Raw genomic sequence first — 18,530 nt, forward strand, 5'->3', positions numbered from 1 at the left:
TCTTCATAATTAATATCCTAGTTTCAAACCACTGCTTTTATAAAGTGCTCAACCTCTTCAACTGTCGGGTAGGATGACTGTGTACCACGCTTTGTTACGCTCAAAGCGGCGAAAGCTGTTGCCATCTTAATAGAATGGAGAACGTCTTGGCTTTGGGTGAAGTAATGCGCGAAGCATCCGATGAAAGCATCGCCGGCACCCGTCGTATCAATGGCATTTACCTTATGCGAATCGACGATATGAACTTCCCCTTTTGTCACCCACATGACTCCGCGGCTGCCCATCGTGACAATCACATCTTTTACCCCTTTTTCAATCAGCGTTCCTGCTGCTGCTTTAATCTGCTCTTCTGTCTCAACTGGCATCCCTGTCAGGATCTCCAATTCACTTTCGTTTGGTACGAAGAAATCACATTTGCACACATAGTTGAAGTCCAATTCTTTGGACGCCGGTGCTGGATTAAGGATCACTGGAATGCCGTTTTCATTTCCAAACTCTATCGCCCTGTACACCGTCTCGAGTGGAATTTCAAGCTGAAGGACAATCAGAGAGCAAAGTTTCAGCTTTGGCGCTGCCCGGTCCACATCTTCAGGAGTCAGGAATTGATTGGCTCCTTTAATGATGAGGATCCTGTTTTTTGATTCCGGATCCACAAAAATAGGTGCGACACCACTTGAGGTACCTGGCACTTTATTCGTAAATTCTGTATCAATTCCGTATTTCTCCAAATTTGCAATTGTGTTATCCGCGAAAAGGTCATCTCCAACCTTGGTAACCATCATGACCCTGGCACCCATTTTAGCCGCTGCGACAGCTTGGTTAGCTCCTTTTCCTCCACAACCGATTTCAAAATCAGGCGCTTCGAGCGTTTCACCTTCTCTTGGCATCTTATTTATATATGAAATGAGATCCACCATATTGGACCCAATAACTGCAATATCCATGAGATTTCCTCCTTATTTCTTTCCGGTGATTACTGTAAAAGTCCGCTCTTGACCAGCCTCTAGCTTCAATAAGGTACCAGAGTTCGCTGCAGCTAGAAATCCTTCAGGCCTGCAGGTTGCTGGAAGCACAAATGCCCCAACCTGTTGATCACTATTATGAAGAATCCATCGGGTGGCATGGTTCAAGTCGGCGGTTGAAAATCTTGAAAAAAAGGACGCCCCGCCTGGCGAGACCATCTCAAATTCTGCTTCATCCGTGTATTGATTCAATTCATCTGCAAAAAATACAATTTCAGGGTCATACATCTCAGGCTGGTTCAAGACAGTAAGATTGTCCTCTCCCTTAAGCAGCCTTTTATTATAATCCAGCCAATCCTTTGTTGGCTTAACATGCGCCGGAATGGACTCTCTCAGTTTAAAGGCAGAGTCTGGAATGTTTTGTTTCATCACGGCATTTTCCACATACGCATAATTTGTATGGCACATATACTGAAGCGGCATGACCGTACCCGCCAGGTTCTTCACTTGCATGCTCATTTTAATAAAGGTTTCGTCTATAAACATTTCCACCTTCGGACTGGCTAGATAATGGTGACCGAACCCTTTCACATATTCTGTTTCACCACAAACAATCATACTATTGTCAGTGATCTCAAGCCAGGCTGTATCCATTTCCGCACAAGGCATTTCCCCGTGCAATTCATGATCATCCTCAGGTGACGGACAGCCGTTGCGAATAAGGCCGGAGTGAAACGCGAAACAGCCATATGTATCAATGACACTTGATGCCTTCTTCGGTTGTGAAAACATGTTTTTCATTTTCAAATCTAACCCATCAAACTCTAAATCCCAAATCATTTGTCCCATGAAAGGAAGGACGACCATTTTCCCTCTGGAGTTTTTCAGTTCAATTGCCTCAACTCCTGATGGGTAGCGGAAAAGACTGGCCACTATGCCATCATTTTGAAAAATAACCCGTTTATTCTCTGTAAAAAAACTGCGCTGTAATTCCAATTTCCCAGTTGCCAATTCAGTCATCTCCAATTATTTATTCGGGCATATCCCATTTTTAGATCCAAGCTCCCGCTAATAAAGAGCTCCCGATTTGGGGCAGCCAACTAGCGGCCGCCTGACCGGGATGTGAATCGTTCTTATGCAATTCTTTCCGTTTCATTTAAATTCCCATCTTGCATCTTCTGCTCTTTCATTTTTCCGTAAAAGTAAAAACCAACAAAGATAAAGCATCCCATCGGTACAAGGAATGACAGTTGCAACGAGTTGAATACATCAGACGCTAAGCCCTGTACAGCAGGAATGACAGCTCCTCCAACAATCGACATGACCAGAATGGCTCCAGCTAGCTCTGTATATTTCTTTTCCTTAACCACTTCAAGTGTTTCTGCATAAATAGTTGGCCAGCAAGGACCAAAGAGCATACTAACAGCTACTGCCGCATAAACGGCCGTCATGTTAGGAACTAATGCGACATAAGCCATAAGTGCTGTTCCAATGACCGCATACACTGTAAGTACTTTGGAAGGTGTGAATCTTGTCATCAGGAAATTGGCGATGAATTTGCCGACAAAGAAAGCGATGAAACTGAATACCATGAAGTTTGATGCAACACGTTCATTGATATCCGGATTAAGATCCAATGCAAGTCGGATGGTGAATGACCACACTGTCACCTGCATCCCTACATATAGAAACTGAGCCATAATTCCTTTACGGAAAAGTTTATTTTTCGCTAAAAATTTCAAAGTCTCAAACAAGCTTGCAGCTTTCGCGGCAGTCTTGGATTTTTCTGCGGCTGGCTTACACTCGGGGAATTTAGTCAGGACAAACATGATCAAAATTCCAACTAGGACAAAAATAATATATTTATAAGGTTCTAGTGTATGCTGAAGCATCTCCAAGCCGAATGCATGGGCTTGTGCAGGAGTCATATTCGCCATCTGCGCTTCAAGGCTTGCACCTTCCTGGAACACCAGGTATTTTCCTAACAGGATTCCAGAAATAGCCCCGATTGGGTAAAATGTCTGACTGATATTCAGACGAAGTGTTGCATACTTACGAGGGCCAATCATGGAACTATACGTATTTGCTGCTGTTTCCAGGAAACCCAGTCCAATCGCAATGGAGAAAATCGCAAATAGGAACATTGTATAGGTTGCCATGTTGGAAGCTGGATAAAACAGCGTACATCCTGCTATGTAAAACAATAAACCTGTAATAATACCAAACTTATAGGTTGTTTTCTTGATGACCATGGATGCAGGAATCGCTACTAAAAAATATCCACCGTAAAAGGCGCTTTGAACGAGAGCACTTGCGAAGTCACTTAGCTCAAATACATGTTTGAATTGAGTGATCAGGATATCATTCAAACTTGCAGCTACCGCCCATAATGGAAACAGCAGCGATAATAAGATAAATTGGAAAATCGGGGTCCTATTCAAATAACCGTCCGGAAGCTGCACTAAATCTTTGTTTATCATCTTTTCATTCTCCTTTTAGTATGAATTGAGGGTGCTGTCCTGATTGCGATCAATAGTTTCCTTGGACTTCCTCGCCCTTCATGATTTTCACGCCTGAACTTGCTCCAATGCGATTTGCCCCTGCTTCTGCCATCACTTCTAAATCTGCAAGACCCCTGATTCCTCCAGATGCCTTAACTCCAGCTTTGTCTCCAACAACCTTCCGCATTAGAGCAACATCTTCTGCCGTCGCTCCACCTGTTGAGAATCCAGTCGAAGTCTTCACAAAATCAGCTCCCGCTTTAAGGGCTAGTTCACATGCAAGGACCTTCTCTTCATCTGTCAGGAGGGAAGTCTCGATGATCACTTTAACCAGCGCCTTTCCTTGCGCACTGTCTACTACGGCTTTAATGTCTTGTTCAACAGCTTGTACATCACCCGTTTTTAACAAACCAATCGCCAGCACCATATCGATTTCAGTTGCACCATTCTCAATCGCATCCTTCGTTTCAAAAGCCTTCACCGCTGAAGTCGATGCTCCCAGAGGGAAACCAATGACGGTACAAACCTTGACATCGCTGTTATGCAGCTCAACGGCTGCTGTCTTAACCCAAACAGGATTCACACACACGGAAGCAAAATCATATTCCTTTGCCTCAGTGCATATTTGAATAATTTGTTCTTTCGCGGCATCTGCTTTTAATAATGTATGGTCGATCATCTTTGCTATCGTCATCGTTCATTCTCCTCCTCGAATCATTAAAACGCTTTCATTTCCAATCAAGCGATGCAGACCACTTTGGCACATCACTTATTCAACACAATTATTTATTTTGCTTCCGGCAGGACTCTCTAATGATCAGCTCAGGTGTCAAAGAATACTCTCGTTTAGGAAGATTTCCCTTATGATGAATCCTTTCATGTAAAAGAGTGAAGGCAATCTCCCCAATTGCGTTCATCGGTCTCGCTACTACTGAAAGTTTGGGGTTTAAGAACGTTGCAATATCAACATCGTCAAACCCTATGAACGATACTTCCTTCCCAAGCTTCCAGTCTAGATCCGAAAGTGCCTTCATACAGCCTATAGTCATTAAGTTATTGGATGAGAATATCGCAGTTGGCCGGACATTGAGTTCACTAAGTTCCTTTGCAGCAAAATAACCACTTTGTTCACTGAAATCTCCTTGGACCACATACTGTTCATCCAGGGTAATTCCGTACTCCTCTAAAGCCCTTTTGTATCCAAGAAATCGCTCTTTCCCCGGCGTTGTATTCTGAGTCCCGCAAATAATAGCAATTCTTTCATGCCCCTGAAGAATCAAACGCTGCACAGCCTGGTAGGAACCCTTCAGGTTGTCAACCAATACTGTATCCACGTCAAAACTCTTAATGCTTCTGTCGACAGCAACAATCGGGATATTTTGATCCCGCAAAAGCTTTAACTGATCGCCATTTTCGTTTGCCGTTGTAAGGATTACCCCGTCTACACCACGCTCAACGAAATTCTTAATTATTTTTTCCTCGACAATTGGTGACTCATTGGTACTGCTCAAAATAGTAAAGTAATCCTTCTCTCTGGCCTTCATCTCAATCCCGGCCATTACCATTGGAAAGAACGGATTTTTTATATCTGGAACAATGACACCAATTGTATTTGTCTCTTTACTCTTAATCGTCCTAGCTGCAGCGTTGCGGATATATCCTAGTTCTTTGATCGCCTTAAGAATTCTTTCTTCAGTAGGCTTTCGTACCCCGCCCTGGTTATTTATCACCCTAGATACAGTAGCAATTGAGACATTTGCAAGCTTAGCTACATCCTGAATGTTTGGTTTAGTATCCATGTTTCCACCTCGTAAATGTAAACGTTTAGATTTTTCATTAAAAATATATTATAACTTATATCCTATAATAATTTAATGATTGTCTTAAATCTAAACGTTTAGATTTTAAGATAAAAAAATAGATAAATAACTGAATAGAAACTATAATTGATGTGTTAAAACAAAATGTAAACGTTTAGATTTTTGTTTCTGATGTAAGAATATCATCACATCAAATTATAATCAAGCATTTTTTGAATACGTTTTCAAAAACTTAAAAAGTCAGTTTCAACTCTGCATAACACTTTGTACATTTGATGGTTCTCATGTCTCGTATTACAATAATTTCAGATTTCGTAGACGCAAGAACCCTTCCTCTGATTTACCACCTTGTTCCTGAACGCTCTTTCCAATTCAGGGTCCGGCTTCGTTTCCGATTTGATATAGGATTCATTCTTAAGTTGCTGATTCTGAACACCCACCCTATTGGCTAAAGCTCCCTGAGAAAATAAGAAAATCCCGCAACAAACAATCAAAGGAGGCAATCTTGTCATACCCAGTCCAGCCATTTATGTCCTCGTTTCCTCCTGCATAAGGGCATCGTTCGCCTCTTTTCGTACCCTTATGTGCTCGTTTCCTCCTGCATAAGGGTATCGTTCGCCTCTTTTCGTATCCTTATGTCCTCGTTTCCTCCTGCATAAGGGTATCGTTCGCCTCTTTTCGTACCCTTATGTGCTCGTTTCCTCCTGCATAAGGGTACCGTTCGCCTCTTTTCGTACCCTTATGTCCTCGTTTCCTCCTGCATAAGGGTATCGTTCGCCTCTTTTCGTACCCTTATGTGCTCGTTTCCTCCTGCATAAGGGTACCGTTCCCCTCTTTTCGTACCCTTATGTCCTCGTTTCCTCCTGCATAAGGGCATCGTTCGCCTCTTTTCGTATCCTTATGTGCTCGTTTCCTCCTGCATAAGGGTACCGTTCGCCTCTTTTCATACCCTTATGTGCCCGTTTCCTCCTGCATAAGGATACCGTTCGCGGTGTATCGTACCCTTATGTGCTCGTTTCCTCCTGCATAAGGGTATCGTTCGCCTCTTTTCATACCCTTATGTGCTTGTTTCCTCCTGCATAAGTGCATCGTTCGCCTCTTTTCGTACCCTTATGTGCTTGTTTCCTCCTGCATAAGGGCATCGTTCGCCTCTTTTCGTACCCTTATGTGCTCGTTTCCTCCTGCATAAGGGTACCGTTCGCCTCTTTTCGTACCCTTATGTGCTCGTTTCCTCCTGCATAAGGGGATCGTTCGCGAACTTCCATACCCTTACAAACTCCCTTCCCAGGCTTCATTCGTGCTGGAACTGCGAGTCACTTTCTTTGACGATGTTTTATTATTGTAGTATATTAATTGACGCATCAATAATTGACCTATCAATTATTTAAAGGCGGCTGATGTCAATGGATAATGAGAAAGAGTTAATCATTCAACGCTTGTTTGAGCTAAACAAGCAGGCTATGAGCAAGTTTGAACATTGCACCGGAATCAGCCAGACTAGGCTTGATATTTTGCGGGAGCTGTATGAGTCGGGGGAAATCAATCAGAGGGCTCTTCAGAAAAAGATTAACATTGATCATGCTGCGGTAACGAGGCACCTTAAGCAGCTTGAAGAGCACAATATGGTCAGCCGCAGGAAAAATACGGAAGATAACCGTTTTACCTATGTCCAGCTGACTCCTGAGGGAATAAGGAGAGTATCCTCTTACTGTGAAAAAAAACAGAGTTACATCTCCAACGTGTTAAAAGGTTTTACAAAAGAAGAAAGCTCTCTGCTTTTAGGGATGCTTACCCGTATTCAGAGCAATATAGAAGAGATTTAATCATCGATAAATTCATCATAAGGAGTGTACAACATGACGAAACAAAATGACTTCAAGCATATCATCACAGTCCGCCGCTCAATCAGGAATTATGATCCTGCTGTAAAGATCGCAAGAGAGGAAATGGCCGAAATCCTTGAGGAAGCCACCCTGACCCCATCTTCGCTTAATCTTCAGCCTTGGAGATTTGCCGTGATTGAATCAGAACAAGGAAAAGAAAAGCTGGCTCCTCTAGCAAAATTCAATCAAAGGCAAGTCGCTACTTCTGCGGCTGTCATCGCCGTTTTTGTGGACATGAAGACCGAGGATTACGTAGAAAACATCTACAATGCCGCAGTGGAAAAAGGATACATGCCTGCTGAGGTAAGAGATCAGCAGCTTCCGTCCATAAAAGGTCTATTAGATGCTGCGACATTTGAACAGAAAAAAGAGATGTATTTAATCGACGCAGGCCTTGTTTCCATGCAGCTGATGCTTGCAGCCCGAGCTCACGGCTATGATACAAATCCCATTGGCGGATATGAAAAGGATCGTATTGCCGAAGCCTTTGACATGGACAAGGAACGCTATTATCCTGTCATGCTGATCTCAATCGGGAAAGCAGCTGATCAGGGATATCCATCCGTCCGCTTGCCTGTTGACGAAATTGCAGAATGGAAATAAAGGAGGATTCACCATGTTAATCATTCACGCCACTTTTCAAGTAAAAGCAGAACAGGAATCCGAATTTCTTAACGAAATCCAACAACTGATTACAGCTTCAAGAGCAGAAGAAGGCAACCTTTCTTACGATTTGTTAAAAGACACCGAAAAAACCGGAGTCTATACAATGGTCGAAACTTGGAAAGACATGGTCGCAGTCAAGGCTCATAACCAATCCAGCCACTTTACAGCCTTCACGGCAAAAGCACCACAATATATGGCAGCACCCGCCGATGTAAAACTATACAATGCCGAACCTTTAGGATAAGAAAAAATTCAGAAACGGTTCTCGACCACTGAAATAGGTAATCGTCGAGAACCGTTTTCCTTCAATCTCCACTTCCCACGAATTTCTTCCATCAGCTTCATCATTGCCTTTATCTTCCCCATCCGGATGAGTCGCACCTCCACTCTATTTACCCTGCTTCGGGCTTTAATAAGGAAATAAGTGCATGAATGTTATGCCAAGCAAAGGGTGTTGATTCCCGGGAATGGAAGCAAAAGGTACGTCCCACACATACAAATTTAGCCTAGACTGTTTAGCCTAGGCTTGACCATTATTCCGTTTCACTCGAATGTACTATCTGTTCAGGTGTATAAAACTCAGCACCAAGACGCTTGAAATCTTTTACGTTCCAGGTAATGAGGGGCCCATATTCTTCTGTCAATGATATGGCAGCTAAATATGCGTCAACAAAATCAACATTATAGGTACTATAACCGTATAAGGCTTTAAGTACACTTTCTTTGTCAACTGTCTTTATCCCATTGGCTGAAACAATCTGGCTCATTTTTTCAGCAATTTCCGTTTTTGAAAAGCCATACCTTTTTGATTGAAGTACCCAGCAGCACTCAGTGACGATCAAAGGAATCAGTATTAAATGATATTTTCCTTCGACTGCTTTTTCAAATAAATCATAAGCTGCCGGTGACTGTATTGGATCATCATTTGTTAAAAACCGTACAATTGCATTTGCATCAAGAAGATGAGATTCCAAGCTAGATCTTTCCTTTCCTAATAAAATTAGTTATTAGGAGCTGTCATTTCATCCCGTGCTTGTTCTCTAATTGATTGCCAATCCTTTGGTTCAGACTTTTCCTTTGGTTGCATGCTGCCAAATAGAGCAAGTAGTGAATCCTTTTTATTTACCTTCACTACCACTTCGTTATCTGCAGTTACGGCAAATAAAACTTGATCCCCAGGTTGTGCATTTATGATCTCTCTAATTTTAGAAGGCACTGTTACTTGATTCTTTGAGGAAAGTGTCGAAGTATAAGCACTAGAGTATATGTTTGCTCCAGAACCTTGTTGGTTGGTAAGCCGGTTCGCCATGTTTATTTCCTCCCTTGCTTAATTTAATTATACCTTTACAAAATTACACGGTAAAGATTATTATAATATCTTTACCTCCACCGTTTTTCTTTATTCATTTGTACATGCTTTATGCTAGCGAAATACATTATTTTTATTGGCACCTTGATTATTTTCCATTTACCTCAACGGTTATAAAACAAAAAGGACCGAAAAAGTCCTTTTTGTTCTCAATTTATTTGATTTGGATACCTCTGCTCTCCTTAAGCAAGCCATTTTATCATACAAATGCAGAAGAGAAACAGGGGCAGTCCCCCATGTCCTTCCACCATTACTCACTGAACATCGGCAATCCTTTCTTTTCTCCATTTTAACAGAAAGATTCCGGCGCTCACTGCCAGCAGCATGCCTAATGATAATGGCAGGAAGAGTTTCGACAAATGAAAACTGGTCAGGTCCTTAATCCAATAATCAATTCCAATGCTGATGAAGATGGCGGCCAATGGGATTTGCAATCCGATGTTAGTCATGTAGTTAGGAGCCGAGCTTGAGATGAAGGCCACCAGGAACAGGACAGCGATTCCTATTATGTACATGCTCATGACTGTCAGCAGGATATAATGCAGGAATGTCAGGTCCCACCAGGAGACAAAAAAGCTAAAGACCGAGCTGACTTTCTTGTCTAGGAACTGTCCGGTATCATTCCCCCTGTACAGATAGAAAAACACCGCTAATTGCACGGTAATGACCGTAACAACAGCAATAAAGGCTGCTGCAAATTTTATGTAAAAAAGCCTGCGTCCCACTTTCGTCGAATACTGCAACATGGTCATTTTATTCCTGCGGTCTGCCATATACAATGGTGTCACGACGATCATGACACTGACCAGAACAAGGTTGGCCAGATTGCCGGAAAGGTTCTGATAATTCTCAAAAACGTCATGAATGAAAATCGCGAACGCATTTCCGCTCGTTCGCAAAGCTTCTACGCGGTCTGACTGCTCACTCGTCAACTTCCTCCCCTCAGAATAACCAAACCACTCAGGATGCTCATACAAATCGATCAGTTCCTCCCGCGACTGCAGCTCCCACATAACGTCCACTTCATCCTCGAACATCACTTTGGAGTGAAGTTCAGACTTTTTCTCATCCTCCATCAGGTCAGCATTTCCAAAATCCTCATAGCTGCCCATCCCCGCCGCTTCCATTTCCGGCTGGGATTGAAGATAGGCCGTCGCGTCTTCCACCCTTTGTTCATACACCTTTTTAAAGTCCTCGAATTCCTTATCATCCATGTACTGACCATATTTCGCCATCATCTCTTCGCCGACTTTGAACGTATCCGCAGAAGGCCTTCCATTCGGAAAATGGTCAAAGTCAAACACGATAAAAAGCTGATAGAAGATGGCGCTGACAAGCACGAGCAGCAGCATGATTTTCAACGTCAAGATTTTCCTCAGTTCATTCCAGATCACTCTCATATACTCTCTCCTATCTATAAATTCCTCATGTGAAATTTCTTCATGCTAAACCATCCTGCTAAAATAAACCCTGACATCCATACGCCAGCTGTAACCATTTCAAAGTATTTGAAAGTCGTGAATGCGCCGCTCTCCATCCACCATTTCTTCGACCCAAGCACTAGAGACGAGGGATTAAAGGTCGTGTAAAGAGACAGCACCGAGTTCTTCGGCATTTCCCCGGGCACAAGCAGACCCAACCCAAACAGAATCGCGAAAACGATAAAGACGACATAGCTGTTTTTCAACCATAGTGACAGAACAAATGTAATCAATGTAAAAAGAATCTGCAGGACGAAAATCAATAGGATCCCCAGCCAGAAATACTGAATAAAGCTGAAATTCCACCAGCTGATGAAGGGATTGCCATCCGGCTCAATCATGAATCCCGTGCTGATCGGCATATGCCAGAGCCGCGAATAATCTACCGCAATAAAATAGGTTCCAAATGTGGCGAGCAGCAGGAATGCCGTCACCATCCCCGTCGCACTCAGGGCGGCCAATAGCTTATCCCACATCAGCATTCTGCCCCTCCTGGTTGAAAAAGCAACCAGATGCGTTCCCTGATCAAATTCATAATTCGTCGAAAACGCTGTGAACAGCACAACAAGCAGCATGATCTGGAAGAGGACAACACCGAATAAAGTTTTAAATACAAGCGAATGAGTCCTGAAGATTTTCCCTGGAAGGAAAACATGCAAATGGTCCTGACTGGATTTGATCTCCTCAAGTCTAGGAATCAGAGATTGATACTGTTCCCGCACCGTTTCAGCAGCTTCACCCTGAATTCCAAATAATTCAATCTGAACTTCTGCATTTTTTAAGAGATCTAATTTTTGATACTGCTCCTCGAGTCCCTCTGACGTTAAAAGGATCGATTCTTTCACATTCAAATCTATTATTTTTTCAAGCTCTTGATCCGAGATTTCACCTGAATCCACCGCAGGATAATAATTTTCAGCCCGAAAAAATTCAGAAGCTGATTCAAACGCTTTGCCATTCCGGGCATTCCAGCTTTCTAGTCCAATCTCATATGAATCTCTTAAAAGAAAGCGGCCATCCTTGTCCATCAATGAACCATATTCATCGATGACCTCGTTAATCTTTTCTACATCCTCGCTCTTAGGCGCATCCACATAAATGAGATATAAATTGAATGCGGTAAAAAGCAGCAGCAAAGTCAACACAATTGGCGAGCTAACAATCTTTTTTAACTCCAGTCTCGTGATCATACTAAACCCGCTTCATCTTGATACGTATGCAAAAAGACATCTTCAAGATTCGGCCGGGCCACTCTCCATTCCGGACGGGCTGGCTCTTCCGTCAGAAAGCGGATATACATCCTTCCACTCTCCTGTTTTTCTGATAATGAAAAATACTTCTTGCGGAATGCAGCCGCAGCCTCGTATTCTACTTCCGTTTCATAGACAAGACCATCAAGCTTTTTACAAATATCCGACACGCTGTCCTGATAGAGCACCTGCTGGTCTTTAATCATGATAATTTCATTCGCAATCGATTCGACATCGGAGACGATGTGCGTCGACAGAATGACAATCCGGTCCCTAGCAAGGTCTGTCAGCAGATTGCGGAAGCGGACGCGCTCCTTTGGATCAAGTCCTGCTGTCGGCTCGTCCAAAATCAGGATTTTTGGATCATTCAACATCGCCTGGGCAATCCCGACACGCTGAATCATCCCCCCGGAGAACTTCTTCATCTTCTTATCCGCAACATCCTCGAGCGCAACCAGCTTCAGCAGCTCCTTCACCCTCCCTTTTGCGGCCTCGCGTTCGATTCCTTTCAACGCTGCGAGGTAGAGCAAATAAGCTGTCGGACTATAATTCTTGTAGTAGCCGAATTCCTGGGGCAAAAAGCCGAGAATCTCCCGGTACTCTTCATCGAGCTTGATGATGTCCTTGCCGTTATATAAAATCGAGCCGCTAGACGGGAACAGCAGCGTCGTAAGCATTTTGATCAGCGTCGTCTTGCCGGCACCATTTGGCGCAAGCAGCCCATATACCCCATTGCGGAATTCAAGATTGATTTCTTTCAATGCGTTGTACTTTCCAAAGTTTTTCGAAACATTTTGAACCATCAACATTTATATGACCCCTTCGACATTACGAAATGTAAGAAAAAAGTTTAACCGGCGAACGTAAAGATACAGACAGCCCGCAATTACACTGATATACACATAAAACGGAATGTGGCTTAACACATTGGCATATAACTCCTTGCTAAAATAAGCAAGCGCAGCATTCACGAACAGCCAGCCAGCCATCACCGCATAAGTTGTAACCCTCAATTTCACCTTTTGAATGATGTATAAGTAGCCCGTGGAAAAAATGCTCAGTGAACTGACCGAAATCAGCATCGCTTCGACTAGATTGAATGTCTGGTAAAACAAAAACAACAACAGGATATACATAATATTCAGCAGTGCCGCTGCGATACTGAACACAAGCATCCGAAACGCCGCCAACTGGTAAACATGGTATTTGCATGTCATCTCAATGGCAAAAGTATGGCTGTGGCGGATATTGACCAGGAACAGCGCGGCAATTAGCATATACAAAATGGGTGCCATCGTAAAAAGATAGGCATACAGATCGTTCGCAGCTTTCCCGCTTTCCATGACCTGGGCCAGACTGAACATCATCGCTATCGAAACCAGCAGCAGTGTAAAAATGATTTCAGTTGCGTCGCGGAAAAGATACCGGAACCCAAGCTGCTTGTACATTTCGAATAAATACTCATGAAAGTGCTTTGGTTTAACAAGACCCTTGGTAACAATGAACTGGATCTCGCTTTTCAGTTCGGAATCATCCGGAAAGTCAACAGTCCATTTTTCATCCTCCAACACGCTCAGCCTCCATCTCTTCTTTTAATTTTTTCATGACCGTATAGTACCTCGTCTTAACAGAAGATTCCGGCCTTTCTAGCAAACTCGCGATCTCCTGGAAAGTATATTCAGCAAAAAGCTTCAAACGCATCACTTGCTGCGAGAAAGAATCCAGTTCATTCACGAACGCACCAGCCTTCTCGATCACTTCCCTGTACTCAAGTTCCACAGTGAAATCATAGTGCTCCGGCACATCCACATCTTCCACCGAATCAATAATCCTCTCATACTTGTAACTCCGCGATCGAAAATAATCCACGACATGATTCGTCGCAATCCTGTACAGCCATGACTTGAACGAACCCCTTTCATGGTCAAAGCCCTGAATTGACTGCAGCATCCCGATGAAAATTTCCTGCGTCAAATCCAGAGACAGCTCCTTATCAAACGTCTGCCTGTACACAAACGCATAAATCGGCCGATAATAAAACGACACCAGCTCATTCGCAGCCCGCTCATCACCTTTCCTCTGAACCTTCCTAATCCATGCATGTTCCGTCATTATGTCAGTCCTCATTCTGTGAAAGTACCTTCACTCATCTATTCGTAATCAACAGAAAAATAGTTTTAAACATTCCTAACTTTTTTGGTATGATGATGACGGTTCTCGCGCCACAAGAACTTCCATCATTCTGGAAAACCAACCAGAATGGTACCAATCACCTCATAAAAATATTATCACTATTGAGCAAGAACCTTTTGTTATAAATGGTTTTTCACAGATAAAAGATAAGCTTGATCACCTATCTCATACTATTTGGATGAAGGGATATGTGGCCGGTGCTGAAGGAAAAAAACAAAGCAACTGGCATATAATGATTGGATATGTCACCGGTTATGAGCGGAAACAAAATAACCGGGCACATATTGAAGAAATATATTACCGGTTAAGAGACGCTAAAAACAAACGGCGAAAACCTCAAAACTAAGATCAAGGAAAAAGGCGAAGAAATGAAAAAGAAATATAGCAATCAATAAATTACATGGCCAGTCGATTATTCGACTGGCTTTGCGTTTTTCAGATTGATTCATTTCAACTCCAAATAACTGACTGCATTTCTCCAATTATTGATATTGCGGCCTTCATGCTAAAATAAGAACGAGATAACAGTAACAGGAGGATTCAGGTTTGGTTAATCAGTTGGTCATGGAAGCGGAAAGATTTATACGCAACTGTTATGAAGAGCTGCAAAAATCGGAGCAGGAAACCGAAGCGAGAATTCAGCTAATAAAGCAGGAGATTTCTCAAACCGGAACTTATGAACATACATTTGAAGAACTTGAGCATGGAGCGAAAATGGCTTGGAGGAACAGCAACCGCTGCATCGGCCGTCTTTTTTGGGATACTTTGACCGTGTTTGATGGTCGAGGTCTGCAACAGGAAGACCAAATAAAGCATGCCCTGTTCCATCATATAGAATATGCAACGAATCAGGGGCGGATCAGGCCGACAATCACTATTTTTAAACCCAAAAGGAATGAGAAGGATTTTATCCGGATTTGGAACCACCAGCTCGTACGGTATGCTGGCTATGAAACGGAGACTGGCATCATCGGTGATTCAAGCTCTATTGAATTTACAAAAGTGTGTGAACAACTGGGTTGGGAAGGCGCTGGAACAGATTTTGACATCCTGCCATTGGTGATTCAAGTCGACGGCAATCCGCCAAAATGCTCCCCAATACCCGAGAGCTTAGTGCTTGAGGTCCCTTTGCGCCATGAGGAATTTGAATGGTTCGAGGATTTAGCTTTAAAATGGTATGCCGTTCCGTTCATATCCGATATGAAGCTCGAGATTGGCGGAATTGAATATTCAGCTGCTCCATTCAACGGCTGGTATATGGGAACAGAAATAGGGGCACGGAATTTGGCAGATGAAAATCGCTACAATCTTTTGCCAAAAATCGCAGATTATATGGGGTTGAATATGAAGAAAAATGCTTCCTTATGGAAAGACCGGGGCCCTGATTGAGCTTAATGCCAGTGTTCTCTATTCATTCAATGAAGACAGAGTGGCCATTGTCGACCACCATACTGCGGGAATGCAGTTTAAGATTTTTGAAGAAAAGGAAAAGGGAGCTGGAAGGAACCTGACTGGGGACTGGACATGGCTGATTCCGCCAGTGTCCCCTGCTGCGACGCATATTTTCCATAAATCGTATGAAAATGAAATCGTAAAGCCTAATTACTTTTACCAGGAGAAGCCTTATTAATAGAAAAGTTTGGGGACATAGGGACGGTTCTTGTGTCCCGAAAATCACTGCTCAATGGTTAAAAACCCACCTGCATGGCTAATCTAACGGACTTTAATTTGAAGTGTAAAATAGAAAAAAACATAGCAAATAACAACAAATTTCACATATGAATCAGCAAATAAAATTGTATACTATTTAGCAATAAGGAAGGAGCTGGATCTGAAATCCCTGCTCCTTTCTTTGTATTCTTTGTTAAAGTAATGCACCCGATCGTTCAATTAGCGGTCGGTGGTTATTCAAGAATACTTTTTTCTGCCATGCACAGCGCGGTCACGGTTAAGGGAAGCAGCGGCGAGTTGATAAGCGGAGAAATTCCCCTTATTTCCGAAAAGCTTTAAAAATAGCTCAAATAGCCCGAGAAATTCCGACTATCGACTCAAAAAACAGGCAAATGGACAATTTTAAACCATTTAACCGGAAATTCTCCGCTTATTTCCACCCAACCGAGCCATATTCTTCACTCTAACCGGAGAATCTCCGGTTATTTTAAGTCTTGTTGGGATCTCAAATTTGTTCACTAATCTGCGTCGATAGTTCCATAAGTAATTCAACAAAATGCGGTTAATCCTTCCTGAAACAATACACCCTTTAATTAAAATAACTTTTACCCAAATTCATAAAATATTCCATTTACTTAATTTTCTTTCCCTTCTAATAATATTTCATAAAAGAAAATTTGAAGGTCTTCGTGCGATTTGATCATTTTTTTTGTTCTAAAATCTATTTCCAATACTTTCTCATTAGAGTCAATCACATAATAAGTGTTTTTTACAATTGAATCAGCGAAAATGAAATGGTTTTTAGGAGTACGTTTTCTTCGGTATAAATTGTCCATATTTTACAAATCAAAAGCTGAATAAACTTGCTCTTCTATGCTTAAACCTTTATATGTGTCTGCACCTTTTCCCGCGACTCTTAATAAATCAAATAAATAACAACCATTATATACTGTTAAAAACTTTTTATATTCAGCAGGCAACTCTTGTTTTAAATCTTCTTCAAACTTATTAATATCTTCTTTTGATAATGGCGATTGAATATGTGTGTGCCATCTCCCATCTCCTATGTGGCTATAAAGGACAGTTTTGGTTCGTAATTTTTTCTTATCTTCTCCATATAATTGACTTAGTTCCAGACTAAGAAATTGAAACATATTTATCACCTTCTTTTATCATTGTAAACTTATTATTAGCGGTGCTTCATCAACTCCTGATTACTTTAACTCAATAGGAAATAAACAGAAAAATCAGTTAATCCTCCCTGGATCAACTCACAGGATAGTTTATTATTTAAATCCTCTCAAGATTATTTAAAATCACCTGGGATTTTAACGAGAACATAATTTCCAGTCCACATTTGAGTGGTGGCAATTAATCTCCTTCCGTCTTTTTCAAAGAACAGACCAGCACCATCTTTTTCTTTAAATTCCCATCCATTTGAGCCAATCATTTGTTTTATATTTTCATCAGCAATCGATATACCTTTGTTCTCACTTCTTGTGATGTACCAAATAGAATCGCCTTCTACTGCAATTTCTGCTATTTTACTTTGCGATTCTTTTAGTTTATCAATAGCTTCTTTTGCTGATAAATCCTCTATAGGAAGAGAGGGATAGTACAATTTATTTACAAATATGAACACAGCTATAATAACTATTGCTATACCTAGTATAAATCCAACCTTTTTCATCTAATTACCCCTTTATTGGTTCAAAACATTGTATTTTATAGATTTGCTCATTTACTTAATCCATCGTTAGTCCAAGATTAAATCGACCAATCGTGAGAGCATTGGAATTCCAATATAACCTATGAAGATCCCAACTATTAATACTGGAAACTATTCAGAAAGCGTAAAACTCAAGTCAAAAACCGCCTTTACCTGTTCAACGCTCTCGACAAGATAAGTAGGCTCGGAGTTCTTTAACTCTTCGAGAGATCCGTATCCATACAACACTCCTATTGAATCGATACCGTTATGATTGGCACCCACTATATCATGCTTCCGATCGCCAATCATAAGAAAATCTTCCGGCTTATATTGTTTGTACTCATCAAGTACGTATTGAATAATTTCTGTTTTTGAAGTTCTCGTTCCATTTAGATTACTTCCAACCACAAGGTCAAAATAGTGGTCAATCTTAAAATGCTGTAATATTTGTTCAGCAAAGATAGTAGGTTTTGAAGTAGCAACAATCAAACTAAAACTCTGTTCTCTTAGAAATGTTAATAAGCCGAGAATGTTTGGATATAATTCATTTTCTACTATTCCCTTTACCTTAAACCTCTCTCTGTAAAAATCAATTGCTTTCTCAGTTTGATGTTCATCAAAATCGAAGTATTCAACGAATGAAACTTGAAGAGGAGTCCCAATAAAACCTTCAAGTTGATCGACGTCAGGTGAAGCTATATCCATTTTTCGCAACGCATATTGAACCGATTTAGTAATCCCTATTTTAGGGTCTGTTATCGTTCCGTCCAAATCCAATAAAATTACTTTATATGTGGCTATACTAACTCCTCCTTCAATTACCGAGACAGAGGGATGGTTCTACCGTCTCTGATATTTACATATTTTCACTTTTTATGAGACACGAGAACCGTCCCCTTGTCGCTGAGAGGAATCCATACTTCGCAAAGAAGTATGGATTTTCTTTATTAGGCTAACGGACAGCAAGATGAATCACTGAATTGTGAATCCTAATAATAATTAATTTGTTAGACCGAACCAATC

At 41.7% G+C, this 18,530-nt stretch carries 19 protein-coding genes and 1 pseudogene; 4 read left to right on the plus strand and 16 right to left on the minus strand.

Annotated elements, in window-relative coordinates:
* Positions 1-23 precede the first annotated feature (23 nt).
* The 6 genes from rbsK to LC048_RS19365 all read right to left on the minus strand — a co-directional run bounded on the left by rbsK (position 24) and on the right by LC048_RS19365 (position 5,810).
* Positions 24-944, minus strand: a complete 921-nt coding sequence (rbsK, locus tag LC048_RS19340; protein WP_226606174.1) for a ribokinase — start codon at positions 942-944, stop codon at positions 24-26.
* 12 nt (positions 945-956) lie between these two features.
* The gene (locus LC048_RS19345; RefSeq protein WP_306048523.1) at positions 957-1,973 is read right to left on the minus strand and encodes an aldose 1-epimerase family protein; all 1,017 of its coding nucleotides are present in this window, start codon (positions 1,971-1,973) and stop codon (positions 957-959) included.
* Positions 1,974-2,095: 122 nt separating this feature from the next.
* Positions 2,096-3,442, minus strand: coding sequence for an L-fucose:H+ symporter permease (gene fucP, locus LC048_RS19350; protein WP_226606168.1), 1,347 nt, complete (start codon positions 3,440-3,442; stop codon positions 2,096-2,098).
* 49 nt (positions 3,443-3,491) lie between these two features.
* Positions 3,492-4,157 carry a deoxyribose-phosphate aldolase gene (gene deoC, locus LC048_RS19355; RefSeq protein ID WP_226606166.1) on the minus strand — a complete coding sequence of 222 codons (666 nt, stop codon included), beginning with the start codon at positions 4,155-4,157 and terminating at the stop codon, positions 3,492-3,494.
* Positions 4,158-4,245: 88 nt separating this feature from the next.
* Positions 4,246-5,262: a LacI family DNA-binding transcriptional regulator gene (locus LC048_RS19360; protein ID WP_306048525.1), complete on the minus strand. Its 1,017-nt coding sequence runs from the start codon at positions 5,260-5,262 to the stop codon at positions 4,246-4,248.
* A gap of 326 nt (positions 5,263-5,588) precedes the next feature.
* Positions 5,589-5,810, minus strand: a complete 222-nt coding sequence (locus tag LC048_RS19365; RefSeq protein WP_306048527.1) for a hypothetical protein — start codon at positions 5,808-5,810, stop codon at positions 5,589-5,591.
* Between the two features lie 876 nt (positions 5,811-6,686).
* On the opposite strand from LC048_RS19365, the gene LC048_RS19370 reads away from it, so the two are divergent.
* From LC048_RS19370 to LC048_RS19380, 3 genes are read left to right on the plus strand one after another with little or no spacing between them, the layout of a single operon-like run.
* Positions 6,687-7,106, plus strand: a complete 420-nt coding sequence (locus LC048_RS19370) for a MarR family winged helix-turn-helix transcriptional regulator (protein WP_226606147.1) — start codon at positions 6,687-6,689, stop codon at positions 7,104-7,106.
* 33 nt (positions 7,107-7,139) lie between these two features.
* Positions 7,140-7,769, plus strand: coding sequence for a nitroreductase family protein (locus LC048_RS19375; RefSeq protein ID WP_306048529.1), 630 nt, complete (start codon positions 7,140-7,142; stop codon positions 7,767-7,769).
* Positions 7,770-7,782: 13 nt separating this feature from the next.
* On the plus strand, positions 7,783-8,076 hold the full coding sequence (locus LC048_RS19380; protein WP_226606143.1) for a putative quinol monooxygenase: 294 nt from the start codon (positions 7,783-7,785) through the stop codon (positions 8,074-8,076).
* A 289-nt stretch (positions 8,077-8,365) separates the two neighbouring features.
* Here LC048_RS19380 and LC048_RS19385 read toward each other — a convergent pair whose 3' ends face one another.
* The 7 genes from LC048_RS19385 to LC048_RS19415 form a co-directional block, all read right to left on the minus strand.
* Complete coding sequence (locus LC048_RS19385) at positions 8,366-8,806, minus strand: type II toxin-antitoxin system VapC family toxin (protein ID WP_226606140.1); 441 nt, start codon at positions 8,804-8,806, stop codon at positions 8,366-8,368.
* A gap of 26 nt (positions 8,807-8,832) precedes the next feature.
* Complete coding sequence (locus LC048_RS19390; protein ID WP_226606137.1) at positions 8,833-9,141, minus strand: AbrB/MazE/SpoVT family DNA-binding domain-containing protein; 309 nt, start codon at positions 9,139-9,141, stop codon at positions 8,833-8,835.
* A gap of 314 nt (positions 9,142-9,455) precedes the next feature.
* Entirely contained in the window at positions 9,456-10,601 is a 1,146-nt protein-coding gene (locus tag LC048_RS19395) for a hypothetical protein (protein WP_226606135.1), read from the minus strand.
* A gap of 14 nt (positions 10,602-10,615) precedes the next feature.
* Positions 10,616-11,872, minus strand: a complete 1,257-nt coding sequence (locus LC048_RS19400; protein ID WP_226606132.1) for a hypothetical protein — start codon at positions 11,870-11,872, stop codon at positions 10,616-10,618.
* Complete coding sequence (locus LC048_RS19405; protein ID WP_226606129.1) at positions 11,869-12,741, minus strand: ABC transporter ATP-binding protein; 873 nt, start codon at positions 12,739-12,741, stop codon at positions 11,869-11,871. The genes LC048_RS19400 and LC048_RS19405 overlap by 4 nt, the downstream gene beginning before the upstream one ends.
* Complete coding sequence (locus LC048_RS19410) at positions 12,742-13,503, minus strand: hypothetical protein (RefSeq protein ID WP_226606117.1); 762 nt, start codon at positions 13,501-13,503, stop codon at positions 12,742-12,744.
* Positions 13,490-14,044, minus strand: a complete 555-nt coding sequence (locus tag LC048_RS19415) for an RNA polymerase sigma factor (protein WP_226606114.1) — start codon at positions 14,042-14,044, stop codon at positions 13,490-13,492. Before LC048_RS19415 ends, LC048_RS19410 begins: the two co-directional genes overlap by 14 nt.
* 645 nt (positions 14,045-14,689) lie before the next feature.
* Here LC048_RS19415 and LC048_RS19420 point away from each other — a divergent pair.
* A pseudogene (locus LC048_RS19420) lies at positions 14,690-15,755 on the plus strand (nitric oxide synthase oxygenase).
* Positions 15,756-16,635: 880 nt separating this feature from the next.
* Here the strand turns inward: LC048_RS19420 and LC048_RS19425 are convergent.
* From LC048_RS19425 to LC048_RS19435, 3 genes are all read right to left on the minus strand, one after another.
* A complete protein-coding gene (locus tag LC048_RS19425) occupies positions 16,636-16,950 on the minus strand; it encodes an SMI1/KNR4 family protein (protein WP_306048534.1) in 315 nt (104 codons plus the stop codon).
* 152 nt (positions 16,951-17,102) lie between these two features.
* The gene (locus LC048_RS19430) at positions 17,103-17,486 is read right to left on the minus strand and encodes a hypothetical protein (RefSeq protein ID WP_226606106.1); all 384 of its coding nucleotides are present in this window, start codon (positions 17,484-17,486) and stop codon (positions 17,103-17,105) included.
* A 150-nt stretch (positions 17,487-17,636) separates the two neighbouring features.
* On the minus strand, positions 17,637-18,308 hold the full coding sequence (locus LC048_RS19435; protein WP_306050548.1) for an HAD family hydrolase: 672 nt from the start codon (positions 18,306-18,308) through the stop codon (positions 17,637-17,639).
* Positions 18,309-18,530 lie beyond the last annotated feature (222 nt).

Source organism: Mesobacillus subterraneus (genome assembly GCF_020524355.2).
GTDB classification, from domain to species: domain Bacteria; phylum Bacillota; class Bacilli; order Bacillales; family Cytobacillaceae; genus Mesobacillus; species Mesobacillus subterraneus_C.